The following is a 16,668-nucleotide window of genomic DNA, read 5'->3' as shown; positions in this document are numbered from 1 at the left end:
GGGCAGGCTCCGTTTGAGAGCCGCACTGTTTCTATTTAGGTGGTCATACTGAAGCTTTTCGAAGCACCTCTCCCGCAGCAGCAATCCATAATTAGTTAGCGGTAGAGATGCTTCGATAAGCTCAGCATGACGGCCCCGGGGGCCACAAAAAAGCCGCTCCCGGCGAGGCAGCGGCTGATTCGGTTTGGGCCAGGGGGCCCCGGCGCTTACGCAACCAGGTGCAGCCAGCCTTTCTTTTCGAGCAGCCGCTCGCGGGTTTCGCGCAGGTCGGGGTCGTCCACGCAGCAGTCGACGGGGCACACGGCGGCGCACTGCGGCTCCTCGTGAAAACCGACGCACTCGGTGCACTTATCCGATACAATGTAGTAGTACTCGTCCGACACCGGCGTTTGGGGCGCGGTGCCGGCCACGGTGGCGCCGTCGGCGGTTTCAACTTGCTTCAGGGTGGTGCCGTCGGCCCAGCGCCACTGCGCGCCGCCTTCGTAAATGGCGTTGTTGGGGCATTCCGGCTCGCAGGCACCGCAATTGATGCACTCGTCGGTTATCATGATGGCCATGGGGCGTCGCGGGTCAAGTAGTAGGGAAGGAAACCAAAAGGAGACGGGACGCTTTACGTAAAAGCGAGGCCCGCGGCCGTGTGGCTGGGCCCACAAATTTACGCACCAAGCGCCGCTTTCCCGCGCCGCGCCCCAATTTTACGGCTTCTCCGCCGCCCTCACCTTCCGCATGAACTATTCCGAACGCCTGGCTGCCTTCGTAGCCCTGGGCCACCGCCTCACCGCCCTCTCCCCCGACGAGCTCACCGAACTGGCCGCCCGCGCCCGCAACCAAAACGCCTGGTTCGACCGGCCCAACGTGGCCGTCGCCCTCGCTGGCATCGCCCACTTACTGGAGCCAGGGGCCCTGGCGCAGTGGGCCGCCCGCTACCCGCCCGAGCCCACCGCCGTGCGCCAGGTGGGCGTGGTGATGGCTGGCAACATCCCGCTGGTGGGCTTCCACGACGCGCTGTGCGTGCTACTGAGCGGCCACATTTTGCTGGCCAAGCTCAGCGCATCCGACACGTTTTTGATGACGTGGATTTTGGAACAACTTTCCCAAATTGAGACAAGATTTACCAAATTCATCCAAATCGTGCCCCGTTTGAATGCGGCCGACGCCTTTATTGCGACGGGTTCGGATAATACCGCCCGGTACTTTGAGTTCTATTTTGGCAAGAAACCGAACCTGATCCGGCGAAACCGCACGAGTGTGGCCGTGCTCACGGGCCACGAAACCGACGCTGAGCTGGCCTGTCTGGGCCCAGACATCTTCCAATACTACGGCCTGGGCTGCCGCAACGTGAGCAAGCTCTACGTCCCTGAGGCCTACGATTTTACACCCCTGCTCGACGCGCTTCAGATTTGCAGCGGTGTGCTGAACCACCACAAGTACCAAAACAACTACGATTATAACAAGAGCATTTTGCTGGTCAACGCCGTACCGCACCTCGACTCTGGTTTTCTGTTAGTTACCCCCAATACCGCCTTGGTATCACCCATCTCAGTTTTGCATTATAGCGAGTATTCGCAGGAAATTGACTTAGTAGACCAACTCACCGACGTAGCCCCGCGCATTCAGTGCGTGGTGTCGGCCGGCGGGCGGTGGGCCGGTAGCGTGCCGTTTGGGCGGGCCCAGCAGCCGGGCGTGGCCGATTATGCCGACGGTGTGGACACGATGGCCTTTCTGGCGACGGAATTGCTGTGATAGTTCAGCTAAGCCCGCCAACCGGCTGGCTGCTGCACACTCAAACTGTCCGCCATGTCTCCCGCCCTAACCCTCGCCCCCATCCAGGCCCCCGAGTTGTTTGCGCGACTGCGCTTCGCCGACGCCGACGTCTTGCCCACCGCTGATGAGCGCTGCCGCCGCGCCACCGAAGCTGCCCGCGCCGCTATTTTAGGAAGTACCTACCGCGGCAAGCTCGCTGTGGCCTTCCGCACCGCCGACGGGGCCCTGCACCGCCTCCAAACCTGCGTGTGGGCGGTCGACGGCGATTATGTGGTGCTGCAAACTGGCATGGCCTTGCCCCTGCGCGCCGTGCTGGGCATAGAGTTTTGCTAAACGAAGGGCCAGTTGTGCCCTGCCGGTCATTGTTGCTGCTTGCGCCCAGGGCAGTTTCCAAGGCTGTGTACTGGGCTGGCTGCCGGCTCTTCGCCAGCTCTTCCCCAGCCATTCGCGCCGTTTGTACTACCGAAAAGCTGGTAGCCCGTACGTAGCAAGCTGTACAGCGATTTGGAAACCGCTCTAATTCCTTACTGCCCGCGCTTCCACTCATTATGCAGACCTTCTTTGGCAGATTCCCTGTTACGCCAGGTAGTTGGCTATTTGCTTTCGGTGCCATGCCCAAAGCCGCCCGGGTAGCGGCGTATTCGGGAGCCTTGGGCATGGGTTACTTAACGCGGCGAAATATTTACGCTTGCGAACTACGGGCTGGCTAACATAGCCCACGCTGTGCCTACCACCCCCGAAAGCATTTCTTGGGGTCGGTGAAATTATTAAGTGAGTTATGAGCGGCGCGGTCAAGCTCCTTGGCCGGCCGATTGTTTGGCCTGGCCCTTTCGGGCCGTCCGGAGTTGCGCACCAGTTCGGAACGGAACCGCTGCCCAACTTGCCCGGATTTAAGCCTTTGGCTGCCATTGGAGCAGGCCCTGGCTACCGTCCACACTGTTTCGCCCTGTTGCTGAAGCACCAGCGCCAGCGCGTACTGGCGGCAGCCGTCCGCCGTGTTGGCCGCACGCTGGAGCGTGGCCGTGCCCGACCAGCGCAGCACCTTACCCCCCTACCGGCGCCACGGCCTCGGCGCGGCGGGCTTGGTTTGGCGGTGCGTGGAGCCTGCGGCGTCGAAGTCCCCCACCCACTGCGTGTAGTTGGCGGAGACAGGAATCATTGTACACCTTGTAGGGCCCCGCGGCCCCAGGCGCGCCACGTCGGACCAATAGAACAGGGGCGAAACGCCCGGCAGTTGCAGCCGAACGCCAAAAACCGCCGGGCGGCTGGGCCCGGTGAGGGCACTGGCCCCAAACGACTCCGTGGCCAGCACCGAGAGCTGCCCAGCTGCGCCGAGTTGCAAAGGCTAGGCCGGGTACCCCCGCCGCCAGACGGTAACGGGCTGCCCGGGCATGGGCTGGCCCTGCACATCGCGCACCGTGAGGTGGAGCACGTAGGTAATCGAGCACTGGCCCAGCGAAAAAATCCACGCCACGCTACCTAAAGCGGCAACGGCCAGGCCACCCATAATAAACAGGGCTTTCAGCATTATTCACGATACGGAAAAAGGGTCGTGTGTTAGGGGTGTAGATAGTTAAAAGAAGAAATGGAAGATGAATAAGGTAATCAGGCCGTCGTGAAAGAATTGCTTTTTAGAGAAGCAATTCTTCCGGCGCGTCAGCCGTTTGAAACGGGTGCGCAAGGGCAGGTGCTTGCGTTCCAGCCGTTGCCTGGGGGCCTTGCCTGTTTGGCGCTGCTCGGCGGGCAAACAGGCAAGGCCCCCAGGCATCGGTAAACCAGGTTTCCACGGCCCAGCCGGCCGCTGCCAGCACGGCCAATAACCGCCGAAACGTGGCGTGGGTACGCCGCCCAAACACAAACGCCACGACTTGCCCTCTCGCCGCATCTTCTACCCACCAGAGCCAGCGCTGCTGCTTTTTGCCGCGTACAACCGACCACCTCTCGTCGGCATACTGCCCCAAGTTAGCTCCCGGCTCCGGCGCGTAAGTGGGATGGCACGGGGGGCAGTGCCTTCCGGCTTCAATCTTTTTTTTAGCTCGCCCATCCCGGTTTGAGGACGGATGCCCAACACCCTGGCTGTATCCCGTATCCCGCTGCCATTCCGGGCCATGTCCGTGATTTTAGCCCGCACGCCCACCGCATGCGCTTTATGGCGATAGCGCAGTTGAAAGGTGCGGCGGCAGGCCGTGCAGCGGTAGCGCTGGGTGCCATCGGTGGCTTTGCCGTGCCGATAGACGGCATCCGGTTGCTGACAGGACGGGCAGAGAACGGGTTCTAAAACCATCCCAAAAAATATGCCCTCTCCACATACTCAACACACGACCCATTATTCATATTCCATTTCTTCTTTTAACTATCTACACCCCTAATACACGACCCTTAATTCTAACTAAGTACTTAAGAGTCAACATTCAAAGCCTGGGCCCTGCGCCTGAACAGCGAAAGCCGCTCGGCGCGGGTGGCCACCCGCGCCCGGGGGCCCTGGCCCGGCTCACCGCCGCTAAGCCGGAAGTGCACTACCCCGGCGGACGCCCATGCCCGGCGCACGAAAATCGTACCAGGCAAGTTGGGGGCCCCGCAGCCCCTTTCCGGGCTTTGAGGAAGGAACGAGCTTTTCCATTTTCTGCGAGTGCCGTATAAAATGCTAAGAAATAGGGCCCCGCGAACAACTGCTGTTCACGAGGCCCCGTCTTTTCGTTGTTCCGCCAGGCTACACCAGCCGTTGCAGCGTGCGCTCAATCATGGCGTCGACTATGGCGTTGGCATTGGCGGCAAACTCGCCGGTAGCGCGGTTGGCCACAATGGCGTTCAGGCTGAGCACCTGGTGGCCCAGCAGGCGGCCCAGGGCGTAGTAGCCAGCGGTTTCCATCTCGAAATTCGTGAGGCGGAACTCGCCCTCGCCGCTCTCGTGGTGGAAGTTGCGCAGGCGCTCCAGGTAGTCGACGGGCGTCACATCGAGGCGCAGGCGGCGGCCCTGGGGCCCATAGAAACCGGGGCACGTAAGGGTGTTGCCCACCACAGCGCCGGCCCCGAGCTGCTCGCGCAGCAGGTCGTCGCCACGCACCACGTAGGGCGTAAAGGGCAGGCCCAGCGTGGCTTGCAGGGCGGTTCCCACCTGGGTTTCGAGACCGGTTTCCACTAACGGATAGAACTGCATGAGCGAGTCGAGGCCCACGGCGTGCTCGGTGGCCAGTACCGCGCCGATGGGCACGTCGGGCTGCAAGCTGCCGCTGGTGCCCAGGCGCACGATGCGCAGGCGCAGCTGCTCCTCCACAGGCCACACCGTGCGCGACACGAAATCGATGTTCACCAAGGCATCCAGCTCGTTCATCACGATGTCGATGTTGCCGGTGCCCATGCCCGTGCTCAGCACCGTGAGGCGCTTGCCCTTGTAGTAGCCCACGTGGGTCACGAATTCACGGTGCGCGCCCTCAAACTCGATGGAATCGAAGTGGCGGCTCACCTGCGCCACCCGGGCGGGGTCGCCCACGGTGAGGATGGTATCGGAGATGTGGTCGGGCAGCAGGTGCAGGTGGTAAATGCTGCCGTTGGGGTTGAGGATGAGCTCGGCGTTGGAAATCATGGTTGTCGGGAGCGGGAAGCGTGGAGTGGGAAGCGGCCAAAAAAACCGTTGTGCTGAGACTTAGCGTGTACCGCCAAGCTGCGCTTGGCCTTGCGTAGGCTATACTAGGGCCCCGGAGCAAGGCCAAGCGCAGCTTGGCGGTACGGCCAGAAACTACTCTTCAAAGATTGCTTCAGCCCTTATACGAGGCCAGGCCCTGGGCCGGCTGGTAATGGTTGCTGGCTTTGGGGTAGGCCCCGGTGCCGTCGTAGGGGCGCTTGGCGGGGTGCGCGGCGCAGGCCTCGGAGCAGGCCCCTTGCATGACATCGCCGCAGCTTTCGCACTGCGCCATATAGGCATTGCACTGCGGGTTGGCGCAGTCGATGAGCCGGGCCGAGGGCTCGCGGCAGACGCAGCAGCGCGAAATCACGCGCGGATTCACGCGGTTTACGTCCACGGCCACGCGGTTGTCGAACACGTAGCACTTGCCGTCGAAATCCTCGCCCCCGGCCTCGATGCCGTACTTGATGATGCCGCCGTGCAGCTGGTACACGTTCTCGAAGCCCTGCTCCAGCAGGTAGGCGCTGGCCTTCTCGCACTTCACGCCGCCGGTGCAGTAAGTTAGAATCTTCTTGTCTTTGAACTGCTTAAGCTGCTCCACCCGGGCCGGAAAGTCGCGAAAGTTTTCCATGTCCAGCGTTACGGCGTTGCGGAAGCGGCCCAGATTGTACTCGTAGTCGGAGCGCACGTCCACCACCACTACATCGCCGCGGTCCTTCAGGGCCCTAAATTCCTGAGGCGAGAGGTGCTGGCCGGTTTTTTCCTGCGGCTTGAGGTGAGCCAGGCTGCTGTGCACAATTTCAGGCTTCACGCGCACATGCAGCTTCTGAAATGTGTGCCCAGCGGCAGCATCTACCTTGAACTCCAGGGCCCCAAATCGCGGGTCGGCCTTCACCGCCGCCATGTAGGCCACGCAGTGGGCCGCCGTGCCCGACACGGTGCCGTTCAGCCCCTCGGCCGCCACAATGATGCGCCCGCGCAAATCCAACGCCAGGCACAGCTGATGGTGCTCGTCGCGGAACTGCGCGGGGTCTTCGATGGACGCGTAGCAGTAGTAAAGCAGAACTTGGTAATCCATGTTGAAGCTATTAGGTGATAACCACGAGCCGTCGCCACCAAGCAAAGGCCCACGGTCGAAATCAGACTTTTACCGCCGGGTTGCCGAACACGGTTTGGCCCTTGGGCACGTTGGCCACTACCACCGAGCCGGCCCCGATGCGGGCCTTCTCGCCGATGGTAACGCCGGCCACCACCACGGCGCCGGCCCCCACGAAGGCCAGCTCGCCCACCGTAACCCCGGCCCCGATCAGGGCCCCGCTGCCGAGCTGGGCGTAGTCGCCCACCGTGGCGCGGGCCTCCACCACGGCGTTACCGTTGATGAGGCAGCCGTTGCCGAGCGTGGCCAGGGCGGCCACCACAGCGTTGGGCCCCACGTAGTTGCCGTGGCCCAGCGTGGCGTGGGCCGATACGCTGGCCCGCTGGTGAATGGCGTTCACGGGCACGGCCTCGTACTCCTGGCGCAGCATTTGGGTGAGGCTGCGGCGGCTGGCCGCGTCGTCGGTGGCCACGAATACTTCGCACTTTTTGCCCAGCAGCTTCAGCAGCTCGGCGTCGTCGGTAGCGCCCATCACGGGCACTTCCAGCAGCTCACTTTTTTGCAGTTTGGGGTCGTCGTCGAGTAGGCAGTACACCACCAGGTCGTTGGAGAGAAAGGCGTCGAGGGCGGCCGTGCCCACGGCTTGCGCGCCGAGGATGATAACGGGGTTTTCCATGAATAGCGTTGAGCGAAGTAAGCGGCAAGAACAACCCAAACCCGGGCTTGGTCTCGCCGTTGCAAAGCGCAAAGTTACGCCCCCGGGCCTGAGAATGGGGCCGGGGCCGGCCCCGCTGGGGCCCCCAGGCCCAGGCGGCGCAGGGCCGCAGCGGCGTAGTCGTTCTGCAACAGCAGCAGCACCCAAAGGGAAAGCATCGCGCTGCGGTAGCGGCCGAGCGTACCCAAATTGGGCGTGCTCAGGCCCATGAGCGCGGCCAGCAGCAGGCAGTAGCCCAGCAGCACCACGGCCAAGGCAAACGGCAGGCGCCCGGGGCGGCCCCGTACCAAAGCCGTCAAAGCCAGGGCCCCCAGCGCTAGCAGTAGGGCATTTTCCAGTCCCGCGGCCACGTACTGCGGCTCGGCCGACTCGCCTAGCCAGGGCCGGGTAAGGGTGTTCCAGATGGCCTGCGGGGTGTGGGCCAGAAAGCTTGCCGCCGTGGGCCGCAGGTCGGCGTAGGCGAAGTGGGGCCGGCCGGCAGACACCAGCAAGTCGTGGTCGTAGATGCGCAGCACCTGGCTCGTAAACTTATTGAGCCGAAATGCTACGCTGACCTCGGGGGCCACCGCCGCGCCCGCCACCAGCAGGGCCACCAGCACCAGTACCTGGGCGCCGCGCCTCTGTGCCCAGCCGTGCCGCCGCAGCCCTTGCACGACTGCCAGCCCCAGCAGCCCGCCCAGCAGCGGCACCGCGAAAAAATAGCGCATCTTAAAACACAGCAGCGCCAGGCCAGCCGCGGCCGGGCCCCACCACCACGGGCGCGGGGCTGCCCTCACCTCGGCGTACAACTTATTGATCGCCAACGCTAATAGCCAGGCACTACTGCCCAATAGGATGGCTTCTTTGTTTAGGCCGGCGGCCCAGTACGCCACCGAAGGCCACAGCACCAGCCCCACTAGTCCGGCACCAGCCGGCGTAGCCGGCAGCCTTTCGGCCAGCGTGCGCGCCAGTTGCCAGCACCCCATAAAGCTGAATAAACTCAAGTACACCGCATTGAGCCAAGGATTTACCAACGAAGCCAAGTTCAACAGGGCCAGCACCTTGGCCAGAAACAGCGTGTTCGACATGCCGTAGTACACCACCCGCTCGCCAGCAAATTGCACCACCTCGCCCGTCAGCGAGCGGAGGCCGCTGGCGGGATCGTGCCACAGCTGGGCAGTGAGTAGTTCGCTCAGGTGCTGCACATAAGCCCCGTCGTTCACGGGGCGGGCGTCGCGCAGGGCCCCCACCAGCAGGCGTCCCGCCAACCCCGCCACCAATGCTGCCCGCCAAGCCGCGCCCAGGCTGCGCCACTCGCAGCGCAGCCACGGCAGCAGCACGGCCAGCAAGGCCGCGTTCAGCACAAGCGCCAGCGCCAGCTTCATCGGGTGGCGCGCAACTGGGGGCCCTGCACCAGGCGGCTGCCGATGGCGCAGTGCAGGCAGCGGCGCGGCGCGCAGTAGCTTTTGTGCAGCGCTAGCAGGCCCTGCGAGTCGGCCGCGGTGCGGTGGCCGAAGCCCAGGGCCCCATACACGTCGGTAAACTGGTTATGCTCGGCGGGCAGCTCCGTGAGCAGGGCCACGCTGCTTTCGACCAGCGCGGGCTGGCCCACCGAGCGGGCATAGGCCACGCGCAGGGGCACCACTACGTTGGTAATCAGCAAATCAATACTACTCTTGCCCAAATCGGGCACCTTGCCCGGCCGACCAGGGCGGAAGTGCGCCCGCCAGTAGGCCGGCGCCGGGGCCCTAAAAAACTCGGCCAGCGCCGCCACGCTCTGGGCCGTCAGCAAGGCGTCGAACAGCGCGGGGCGGGCGTGCAGCAGGCCGGCCAGCTGGCCCAGGCGCACGGGCGGGAAATTGGCGGGCCGCAGGCGCAGGTAGTTCCACTCGTGCACGGCCAGGGCGGGGGCCCCCAGGTCGTATTTATGGCGCAGAAACTCGTGTTCCTGCCGCAACCCCTGGATATAGGCATCGGCCGCCGTCTCGTCGTTTTCCACCAGAAAACCGGCCTGGCCAAACAGCAATGCCTCCACCTGGCGCTGGTCGTGGCGGTGGCGGCGCAGCACGGCCAGCGGCACGGCCTTAGCGAGGCGGGCCAGCGGCTCGCTGTTTTTCTGGAAACCGAACGCGGCCATCAAGGCGTGGTAGGCCGTCGCCTCCCAGTCGTGGCCCAGGCGCTCGTGCAACGCAGCCACGGCGTCGGCCTTGGCTTCCATGCGCTCCAGCAGAGCCCGCTCGGCCATCATGATTTTGATGATTTCGGGCACCTGCCCCAGCAGCGGGGCGCAGGGCAGCGGCGCCGCCGCCGGGGCGTTGGCCAGGGCCTGGTAGCGGGCCAGTAGCTCGGGGCCCAGCCGGGGCCCCAGGGCCAGCGCCGGAATGCGGCTGCCGTTGGTGCGGGCCACTTCGGCGTCGTGGGTGTGCACCACGTGCAGCACCACCTGGTCATACTTAGCGTCCACCTGGTGGTTATGCCGCTGCCAATCAGAGGCTTTTAAATGGATTTCTACTGCGCCGTTCCACTCTACATCGCCCAGGCGCAGGCGGGCGTTCAGGAAGTCGGGGCCCGCGTCGGCGTTGCGGTGCCCGGGTTTTAATACCAGGATTTCCTCGCCGCCCGCCGTGCGCAAATCGGTCTTATCGAAGTACTGGTGCTGCCAAACGTAGTGGAGGAAATCTTCGCGCATGAGGCAAAATTAGTTGTCAGTTGCCCGTTGTGTGTTGTTAAGAAAAACGCGGCTTGTTTCGTCCATAAATGAAAGCGACCCGCCTCTTTCGAAGCAGGCCGCCGCAGGTCGTTGAGCTAACAACGGACAACGAATAACTGACAACTAACCTACCGCAGGTCCACCACTTTCACGCCCTTATGCTCAGCTTTGTCGAAGGCGAAGGTGCTAGCCGTGATGGGTGGGTTGGGTTTGAAGTTCTTAATGTTGAACGTGTATTGGTTACCGTTCTTCTTGTACATCTGCCAGCTTTTCACGGTCTGGTCTTTCTTGCGCACTTTCAGGCGTACTTTGATTACTTCGTTGGTGCGATTTTCCGGGGTCAACTCAATCACGTCCACGGCCTCGCCGCCGTCCTGAGCTTGCTGCACGTAGGCGTATTTATAACCCTTCTTATACATGGTATAAATCTGCGAGGGCGACATATCCTGGCTGTCGGCATCGGCGTCGGCGATGTTTACCTCGTTCTCGTTTTTGAGGTAGGTCCAAGTGGTTTTGCCGTCGTTAATGACTTCCTGGCCGTTCATCTTCAGGTGAAACTTCTTGCCGCTCACCAGGATGTCGCCGCTCATGTTCTGCTTCACTTTAGCCGAAGGATTCTCCAGCGTCTGGGTGAAGTTGGCACCGAAGGCGTTCAGGGCCTGGTACTTGGCGCTCATAGCGTCGAGGATTTTGCCGGCTTTGGGGTCTTGTTGAGCCGCAGCGGGCAGGGCCAGCGTGGCAGCCAATGTCAGCAGCAAAAACGATTTGGTCGTCATATAAATAAATAGAAAAGAGGGCGTTGGGGCCCCGCAGGACCTGATACGCAGCCCCTCATCAAAAGGTCGGCCAGAATAGCTTTTCTGGAGAAAAACTGTGCTGACCGACCGTTGCAAGAGCCCTGGGGGCCCTACCGAGGCATAGAATTCAGCAGTTGCTCCAGTTGGTACTCGTCGGGCACGAGCACATCCCGGGCCTTGCTGCCCTCGAAGGGCCCCACGATGCCCGCGTGCTGGAGCTGGTCGATGAGGCGGCCGGCGCGGTTGTAGCCCAGCTTGAGCTTGCGCTGGAGCAGGCTGGTGGAACCCTGCTGGTGCAGCACGATGCAACGGGCGGCTTCCTCAAACATGGTGTCGCGCTCGGTGGGATCGCCGGCGTCCTGGCCGCTGCCGTCGTCGCCCTCGGCGCCGGCCACTTCGGGCAGCAGGTAGGCATCGGAGTAGCCCTGCTGCTCGCTGATGAAATCGCACACGCGGTCCACCTCCGGCGTGTCGATGAAGGCGCACTGCACCCGAATAATGTCTGAGCCGGCCGAAAACAGCATGTCGCCCTGGCCGATGAGCTGGTCGGCGCCGCCGGTGTCGAGGATGGTGCGCGAGTCGATTTTGCTGGTCACCTTGAAGGAAATCCGGCAGGGGAAGTTGGCCTTGATAATGCCCGTAATCACGTTCACCGAGGGGCGCTGGGTGGCCACGATGAGGTGGATGCCGATGGCGCGGGCCAGCTGGGCGAGGCGGGCGATGGGCGTTTCCACCTCCTTACCGGCCGTCATCATCAGGTCGGCCAACTCGTCGATGACGAGCACGATGAAGGGCAGGTAGCGGTGGCCCTTCTTCGGGTTAAGCTTGCGCAGCACAAACTTGGCGTTGTACTCCTTCAGGTTACGGCAGCCCGCTTCCTTGAGTAAGTCGTAGCGCCGGTCCATTTCCATGCACAGCGAGTTGAGCGTGTGCACCACCTTCTTGGTATCCGTGATGATGGGCTCCTCCGAGTCGGGCAGCTTGGCCAGGTAGTGGCGCTCGATCTTGTTGAAGATGCTCAGCTCCACCTTCTTGGGGTCCACCAGCACAAACTTGAGCTGCGCCGGGTGGCGCTTGTAGAGCAGCGAGGCCAGAATCACGTTCAGGCCCACCGACTTGCCCTGGCCCGTGGCCCCGGCCATTAGCAAGTGCGGCATCTTGGCCAAATCGGCCACGAATACCTCGTTGGTGATGGTGCGGCCGAAGGCGATGGGCAGGTCCATCTCCGTGCGGGCGAACTTCTCCGAGCCCAGCACCGAGCGGATGCTCACCATTTCTTTCTTAGCGTTCGGTACCTCGATGCCGATGGTGCCCTTGCCCGGAATTGGGGCGATGATGCGGATGCCTAGCGCGGCCAGGCTCAGGGCGATGTCGTCCTCCAGGCTCTTAATTTTGCTGATGCGTACCCCCGCCTCGGGCACGATCTCATACAAGGTCACCGTGGGCCCAATCGTAGCCTTGATGCTGGCGATGGCGATGCCGTAGTGCCCGAGCGTCTCCACGATGCGGTCCTTGTTGGCCTCCAGCTCCTCCTTGGTCACCTGGGCTTTGGGCTGGCCGTAGTCGTTGAGCAGCTCCAGGGTGGGGTACTGGTAGCGCGAAAGGTCCAGCGTCGGGTCGTAGTTCACGTCCGGCATGGCGTCCTCGTCCTCGCTTTCGTCGGCCACCGCCGCGATGGCGGCCCCGGCATTGGGGTCCAAGTCGTCGCGGCTCGGCACCGTGATTTCCAGCTTCTTATTTTCTACGCCCAGGGGCCCCGCCGCCGGTTTTACCAGGGGCCCGTCGGCCAAGTCGGCCAGCGAAAGCGGCGTGGGTACCGTGGCCACGGGTGCCACAAACGCCACTTCGGGCTCGGGCGCCGGCATCTCCACAGTGAACAAGGGGCCGCTCACTGCCAACGGTACTGCCGCGCCACTAGCAGCGGCGGCCGGAGCTACGACCAGCGCCACGGCCGAGGCAGCCAGCGGGCCGGCCACGCTCAGGGCGAGGCCGGGGCTGGGCTGCGGCGCGGGCTCAAACTCGACCGTGGCGGGGGCCCCATCGGTTGCGTATTCGTCTTCAATTCCCTCCGCGGCGAAGGCCGGGGCCAGCGGCGCGGGGGCCCGGGGTGCGGGCTTGGGCGCGGCGGCCGGGCGGGCGTTGGCGGCTTCCTCGGCTTCGATTTCGGCGGTCAGCTCGGCGTCTTCATCGGCTTCAGCCTGGGCGGCCGAGCGACCAAAACTGAACGGCAACGTGGTGATGTTAAAGAAAAACACCACGAACGAAATCAGCACGAAGGCCAGCAGCAACACGGTGCCCCAGCCGATGAGGCTGCTCAGCCAGGAGGCTGCTTCGAAGCCCACGCCGCCGCACAAAAAGTCGAGCCGGTGGGCCAGGGCCGGATCGGCGCCCGGTGCGGGGGCCCCCAGCGCCACCACCACGTAACCGAGCAGGATACTCAGCCAGGCCATCGTGAAGAGGCCCAGCGCCAGCACGTAGCTCACCGAGCCGGTGGCGGTGCGGAACACGATTTTGTAGCCTAGGAAAAACACGATGGGGATAAGGACAAACGCCGCTACCCCAAACAACTTATAAATAAATAGTTGCGCCGCCCAGGCCCCCAGCAGCCCCAGCCAGTTATTCGATTCCTGCCCCGCTTCTTTCGTGGGGATGGTACCCATAGCCGCCACCACGCTCTGGTCGGCGTGGCCCGTGAACAGGAACGACGTGAAGGCGATGGTGAGGTACAAGCTGCCCAGCAGCAGGCCAAACCCGATGAACAGGTGAAAGCGCCGGTCGCGCAGCAGCGTCTTTAAGCCAACCACGCCGGGTATGGGGCCACGGGGGCCCCGCGGGGCGCGGGCGGCCTGGGCCTGGGTAGCCGCTTTAGCGGCCTTGGGCTGGTTGGTGGCGGTGGGGCGCGGCGGACGGGGCGCAGGCACGGGGGCCGGCTCGGCGGCGGGCCGGGGGGCGTTGGCGCGCGGCGCGGCGGCCGGCCGGCCCTCGGCGGGGCGGTTGGCGGAAGCGTCCGGCGGGGGGTTCTTATAGCGGTTATCAGCCATGCGGGGAGGCAGCGGAAAAGCCAAATTTACGCACAGCGGACCAGTGGGCCGCTAGGGGCCCGTGGGGCCCTCTCAGCTGCGCGGGTGAAACTCGGTAATGACCTGCCGCAGGTAGTCGCGGTCGAGGTGGGTGTAGATTTCGGTGGTCGTAATGCTGGCGTGGCCCAGCATTTCCTGCACCGCGCGCAGGTCGGCCCCGCCCTCGATGAGGTGGGTGGCGAAGGAGTGGCGCAGCGTGTGCGGGCTGATGGTTTTGCGCAGCCCCGCCTGCTCGGCCAGCTTCTTGAGCGTGGTGAAGACGGTGATGCGAGAGAGTGGCCGCCCCCGCTGGCTTAGGAAGGCGTGGTCTTCGGCCCCGGGCTTGATGTCGAGGTGGCCGCGCACCCCGCGCAGGTAAAAGTTGAGTTGCTTGAGGGCCTCGCGGCCCACGGGTACCAGGCGCTCCTTGTTACCCTTGCCCAGCACCTTCATAAAGCCCTGCTCGGCGGCAATATTCGAGAGCTTCAGCTCGCACAACTCGCTCACGCGCAGGCCCGAGGAGTACAATACCTCCAGCACGGCACGAGTGCGCAGGCCCTCGTCGGTGCTCAAATCAATGGCCCCGAGCAGGGTTTCGATTTCGGGGTAGCTGAGGGCGTCGGGCAGGTGGCGGCCGGTTTTGGGGGCCTCCAGCGTATCGGTGGGGTCAAGCCTGATGAGGTCCTCCATGATCATGAAGCTGAAGAATGCCTTCAGCCCCGAGAGCGTGCGCGCCTGCGAAGTGGCCCCCAGCCCAAGGCCAGTGAGGGTATTGAGGAAGTCGCGCAGCAGCCGCGTCGTCACCTGCTCGGGGCGGGCGGGCACCCCCTCCCCCACCAGAAACTGGTGCAGCTTGGTGGCGTCGCGCACGTAGGCCTCCACCGAGTTGGGCGAGAGGGATTTTTCGAGCTGCAGGTAGCCCTGGAATTGCCGGAGGGCCTGGGGCCAGGTCATGTTTTCAAGTATAGGGAGAAGGAAAGGCCCAAAGAACGTCATGCCATCTTGCGTCCGCACGGCCGAAGCATCTCTCCCGTTTCGGTGCCCGATTTGGTTAGTGCTGTATTAGCGATGCTTCACTGCGTTCAGCATGACGTTCTTTGGGCTGTAATCCCTCGCTATTTCGCTCTTCAAATATGGATCTTCTCATTATCAACGGCCCCAACCTTAACTTGTTAGGTCGGCGCGAGCCCGGCATCTACGGTAGCCGCTCGTTCGACGACTTTTTCCCGGAGCTGGTGGAAGCCTTTCCCGACCATACGCTGACGCACTTCCAGAGCAACCACGAGGGGGCCCTCATCGACAAATTGCACGAGGTCGGCTTCACCCACCACGGCATCGTGCTGAACGCCGGCGGCTTCACCCACACCAGCGTGGCCCTCGGCGACGCCGTGGCCGGCATTGCCACGCCCGTGGTGGAAGTGCACCTGAGCAATATCGCCGCCCGCGAAGAATTTCGCCACAAAAGCCTCATCGCCAAGCACTGCGCGGGCAGCATCGCCGGCTTCGGCCTCGAAAGCTACCGGCTGGCCGTGCAGTGGTTTACCAGCCAGCGGCCCAAACGTGTAGGTTTCGGGCGGTAGGGCCCCGGGCAACATCCCCAAAAGATTCGGGTTAGATGAGGGCCCCGCGCCCGACCTTTGCGGGGCGAACGGCGCCGGGCGGCGCGCTGGGCCCCATTCCATCCCTCCGACCTTACCCGACCCTTCCCGTGCCTCAGCAATTCACGTTCAACGTTGGCCCCGCGGCCGTGTACCCCGCCGTGCGGCAATACCTGCAAGACGCCTACGACGAGGGCTGGCTTTCGGCCCCGCACCGCGGTGAGCGGTTCACGAGCCTGGTGCGCCAGGCTGTAACGGACCTCAAGCTCAAGCTCAACATTCCGCAGGACTACACGGTGCTGTTCACCGGCTCGGCCACCGAGTGCTGGGAAATCCTGGCCCAGGGCCTTACGCCGCGCCGCAGCTTCCACCTCTACAACGGCGAGTTTGGCAAGAAGTGGTTCGACTACGCCCGGGCCCTGCGGCCCGGAACCACCGACGTGCAGTTTGGCCTCGAAGAGGTGCCCGACATGGGGGCCCTGCCCTTCGTAGGCGAGGATACCGACCTGGTGTGCCTCACCCAGAACGAAACCAGCACGGCCACCCAAATCCGCGAAACCCACATCCTCCAGCTTTATAATCGCCTCGGCGGGGCCCTGCTGGCCGTGGACGCCACCAGCTCGCTGGCCGGCCTCAACCTCAAGTTCATCAAGGCCGATGTGTGGTTCGGCTCGGTGCAGAAGTGCTTCGGGCTGCCCGCCGGCCTGGGCGTGCTCATCCTCTCGCCCCGCGCCGTGGCCAGGGCCAAGGAGGTGAACGACCGCGCCCACTACAACGGCCTGCCCGCCGCCCTGAGCAACATGCTCAACCACCAGACCAACTACACGCCCAACGTGCTGGGCATTTACCTGTTGAGCCGCGTGATGGCCGACCGCGAGCCCATTAAGGCCGTGGCCCAGCACCTGGCCGACCGTGCCCAGAAGCTCTACGACTTCTTCGAGCAGGCCACGCCCTTGCAGCCGCTCATCGCCAACCACGACGCCCGCTCCACCACCGTCATCGGCCTGCAAGGCGAGCCCGCGCTCATCGAGGAAATCAAGCGCAAGGCCCTCGAAGCCGGCCTCACGCTGGGCAGCGGCTACGGGCCCCTGAAAAACACCTCCATTCGCATCGCCAACTTCCCGGCCGTATCCGACGCCGCAATGGAGGCTCTGGTGCAGTTTTTTGTAAAGGAATATGTGGCCGCCTAGGGCCCCGCCCGGGCTGCCGGCTTTTTGCCGGCAGCCCGGTAATCGCCGGGAGCAATTAGGGGCCCCAGCTGCTTTTTGCAACGATTCCGCAATTTCCCGCAACGATTAGCGGGCAGCCGGCAAAAAGCCGACAGCCCG

General features: G+C 63.7%; 17 protein-coding genes and 1 pseudogene. 4 read left to right on the top strand and 14 right to left on the bottom strand.

The genetic code is table 11. The annotated features are described in order from the left end of the window. Positions 1 to 206 precede the first annotated feature (206 nt). A complete protein-coding gene (locus tag DDQ68_RS03635) occupies positions 207 to 557 on the bottom strand; it encodes a 4Fe-4S dicluster domain-containing protein (protein ID WP_109654932.1) in 351 nt (116 codons plus the stop codon). A gap of 169 nt (positions 558 to 726) precedes the next feature. On the opposite strand from DDQ68_RS03635, the gene DDQ68_RS03630 reads away from it, so the two are divergent. Continuing rightward, positions 727 to 1,743 (top strand): aldehyde dehydrogenase family protein, encoded by a 1,017-nt coding sequence (locus DDQ68_RS03630; RefSeq protein WP_109654931.1) that lies wholly within the window; start codon positions 727 to 729, stop codon positions 1,741 to 1,743. Positions 1,744 to 1,797: 54 nt separating this feature from the next. After that, positions 1,798 to 2,097 carry a hypothetical protein gene (locus tag DDQ68_RS03625; protein WP_109654929.1) on the top strand — a complete coding sequence of 100 codons (300 nt, stop codon included), beginning with the start codon at positions 1,798 to 1,800 and terminating at the stop codon, positions 2,095 to 2,097. A 718-nt stretch (positions 2,098 to 2,815) separates the two neighbouring features. Here the strand turns inward: DDQ68_RS03625 and DDQ68_RS22475 are convergent. The 13 genes and pseudogenes from DDQ68_RS22475 to xerD form a co-directional block, all read right to left on the bottom strand. Beyond that, a complete protein-coding gene (locus tag DDQ68_RS22475; protein ID WP_162549792.1) occupies positions 2,816 to 3,106 on the bottom strand; it encodes a hypothetical protein in 291 nt (96 codons plus the stop codon). Positions 3,107 to 3,109: 3 nt separating this feature from the next. Further along, on the bottom strand, positions 3,110 to 3,292 hold the full coding sequence (locus DDQ68_RS03620; protein ID WP_109654927.1) for a hypothetical protein: 183 nt from the start codon (positions 3,290 to 3,292) through the stop codon (positions 3,110 to 3,112). Positions 3,293 to 3,337: 45 nt separating this feature from the next. Then, positions 3,338 to 3,511: an IS1 family transposase gene (locus DDQ68_RS24210; RefSeq protein ID WP_162549791.1), complete on the bottom strand. Its 174-nt coding sequence runs from the start codon at positions 3,509 to 3,511 to the stop codon at positions 3,338 to 3,340. A gap of 70 nt (positions 3,512 to 3,581) precedes the next feature. Next, positions 3,582 to 3,653, bottom strand: a pseudogene (locus tag DDQ68_RS24590) (hypothetical protein); the annotation flags it as partial. Then, complete coding sequence (locus DDQ68_RS24585) at positions 3,653 to 4,048, bottom strand: IS1 family transposase (RefSeq protein WP_109658304.1); 396 nt, start codon at positions 4,046 to 4,048, stop codon at positions 3,653 to 3,655. The pseudogene DDQ68_RS24590 and the gene DDQ68_RS24585, both read right to left, overlap by 1 nt. A 426-nt stretch (positions 4,049 to 4,474) precedes the next feature. Then, a complete protein-coding gene (locus tag DDQ68_RS03600) occupies positions 4,475 to 5,347 on the bottom strand; it encodes a nucleoside phosphorylase (protein WP_109654922.1) in 873 nt (290 codons plus the stop codon). A gap of 172 nt (positions 5,348 to 5,519) precedes the next feature. Then, positions 5,520 to 6,464: an oxygen-dependent tRNA uridine(34) hydroxylase TrhO gene (gene trhO, locus DDQ68_RS03595; protein ID WP_109654920.1), complete on the bottom strand. Its 945-nt coding sequence runs from the start codon at positions 6,462 to 6,464 to the stop codon at positions 5,520 to 5,522. 61 nt (positions 6,465 to 6,525) lie between these two features. Then, positions 6,526 to 7,158: a NeuD/PglB/VioB family sugar acetyltransferase gene (locus DDQ68_RS03590; protein ID WP_109654918.1), complete on the bottom strand. Its 633-nt coding sequence runs from the start codon at positions 7,156 to 7,158 to the stop codon at positions 6,526 to 6,528. A 74-nt stretch (positions 7,159 to 7,232) separates the two neighbouring features. Further along, positions 7,233 to 8,561, bottom strand: a complete 1,329-nt coding sequence (locus tag DDQ68_RS03585) for a hypothetical protein (RefSeq protein ID WP_109654917.1) — start codon at positions 8,559 to 8,561, stop codon at positions 7,233 to 7,235. Next, a complete protein-coding gene (locus DDQ68_RS03580) occupies positions 8,558 to 9,865 on the bottom strand; it encodes a DUF2851 family protein (RefSeq protein ID WP_109654915.1) in 1,308 nt (435 codons plus the stop codon). Before DDQ68_RS03580 ends, DDQ68_RS03585 begins: the two co-directional genes overlap by 4 nt. 149 nt (positions 9,866 to 10,014) lie before the next feature. Next, a complete protein-coding gene (gene lolA1, locus DDQ68_RS03575; protein ID WP_109654913.1) occupies positions 10,015 to 10,662 on the bottom strand; it encodes an outer membrane lipoprotein periplasmic chaperone LolA1 in 648 nt (215 codons plus the stop codon). A gap of 131 nt (positions 10,663 to 10,793) precedes the next feature. Next, on the bottom strand, positions 10,794 to 13,724 hold the full coding sequence (locus DDQ68_RS03570) for an FtsK/SpoIIIE family DNA translocase (protein ID WP_109654911.1): 2,931 nt from the start codon (positions 13,722 to 13,724) through the stop codon (positions 10,794 to 10,796). 72 nt (positions 13,725 to 13,796) lie between these two features. After that, entirely contained in the window at positions 13,797 to 14,696 is a 900-nt protein-coding gene (gene xerD / locus DDQ68_RS03565; protein WP_109654909.1) for a site-specific tyrosine recombinase XerD, read from the bottom strand. Between the two features lie 179 nt (positions 14,697 to 14,875). On the opposite strand from xerD, the gene aroQ reads away from it, so the two are divergent. Both aroQ and DDQ68_RS03555 read left to right on the top strand, forming a co-directional pair. Further along, positions 14,876 to 15,322 (top strand): type II 3-dehydroquinate dehydratase, encoded by a 447-nt coding sequence (gene aroQ / locus DDQ68_RS03560; RefSeq protein WP_109654907.1) that lies wholly within the window; start codon positions 14,876 to 14,878, stop codon positions 15,320 to 15,322. 128 nt (positions 15,323 to 15,450) lie between these two features. Then, the gene (locus DDQ68_RS03555; protein WP_245897271.1) at positions 15,451 to 16,530 is read left to right on the top strand and encodes an aminotransferase class V-fold PLP-dependent enzyme; all 1,080 of its coding nucleotides are present in this window, start codon (positions 15,451 to 15,453) and stop codon (positions 16,528 to 16,530) included. Positions 16,531 to 16,668: the final 138 nt, after the last annotated feature.

Origin of the sequence: Hymenobacter nivis (assembly GCF_003149515.1) — a bacterium.
GTDB classification, from domain to species: Bacteria; Bacteroidota; Bacteroidia; order Cytophagales; family Hymenobacteraceae; genus Hymenobacter; species Hymenobacter nivis.
This window is presented reverse-complemented; position numbering and strand designations above follow the sequence as displayed.

Excerpts from the sequence above, each read along its gene's own strand:
- lolA1 (WP_109654913.1), bottom strand. The coding sequence starts at position 10,662 with ATGACGACCAAATCGTTTTTGCTGCTGACATTGGCTGCCACGCTGGCC.
- DDQ68_RS03625 (WP_109654929.1), top strand. The coding sequence starts at position 1,798 with ATGTCTCCCGCCCTAACCCTCGCCCCCATCCAGGCCCCCGAGTTGTTT.
- trhO (WP_109654920.1), bottom strand. The coding sequence starts at position 6,464 with ATGGATTACCAAGTTCTGCTTTACTACTGCTACGCGTCCATCGAAGAC.
- DDQ68_RS03635 (WP_109654932.1), bottom strand. The coding sequence starts at position 557 with ATGGCCATCATGATAACCGACGAGTGCATCAATTGCGGTGCCTGCGAG.
- xerD (WP_109654909.1), bottom strand. The coding sequence starts at position 14,696 with ATGACCTGGCCCCAGGCCCTCCGGCAATTCCAGGGCTACCTGCAGCTC.
- DDQ68_RS24585 (WP_109658304.1), bottom strand. The coding sequence starts at position 4,048 with ATGGTTTTAGAACCCGTTCTCTGCCCGTCCTGTCAGCAACCGGATGCC.
- DDQ68_RS03620 (WP_109654927.1), bottom strand. The coding sequence starts at position 3,292 with ATGCTGAAAGCCCTGTTTATTATGGGTGGCCTGGCCGTTGCCGCTTTA.
- DDQ68_RS03580 (WP_109654915.1), bottom strand. The coding sequence starts at position 9,865 with ATGCGCGAAGATTTCCTCCACTACGTTTGGCAGCACCAGTACTTCGAT.
- DDQ68_RS03570 (WP_109654911.1), bottom strand. The coding sequence starts at position 13,724 with ATGGCTGATAACCGCTATAAGAACCCCCCGCCGGACGCTTCCGCCAAC.
- DDQ68_RS03590 (WP_109654918.1), bottom strand. The coding sequence starts at position 7,158 with ATGGAAAACCCCGTTATCATCCTCGGCGCGCAAGCCGTGGGCACGGCC.
- DDQ68_RS03600 (WP_109654922.1), bottom strand. The coding sequence starts at position 5,347 with ATGATTTCCAACGCCGAGCTCATCCTCAACCCCAACGGCAGCATTTAC.
- aroQ (WP_109654907.1), top strand. The coding sequence starts at position 14,876 with ATGGATCTTCTCATTATCAACGGCCCCAACCTTAACTTGTTAGGTCGG.
- DDQ68_RS03585 (WP_109654917.1), bottom strand. The coding sequence starts at position 8,561 with ATGAAGCTGGCGCTGGCGCTTGTGCTGAACGCGGCCTTGCTGGCCGTG.
- DDQ68_RS03630 (WP_109654931.1), top strand. The coding sequence starts at position 727 with ATGAACTATTCCGAACGCCTGGCTGCCTTCGTAGCCCTGGGCCACCGC.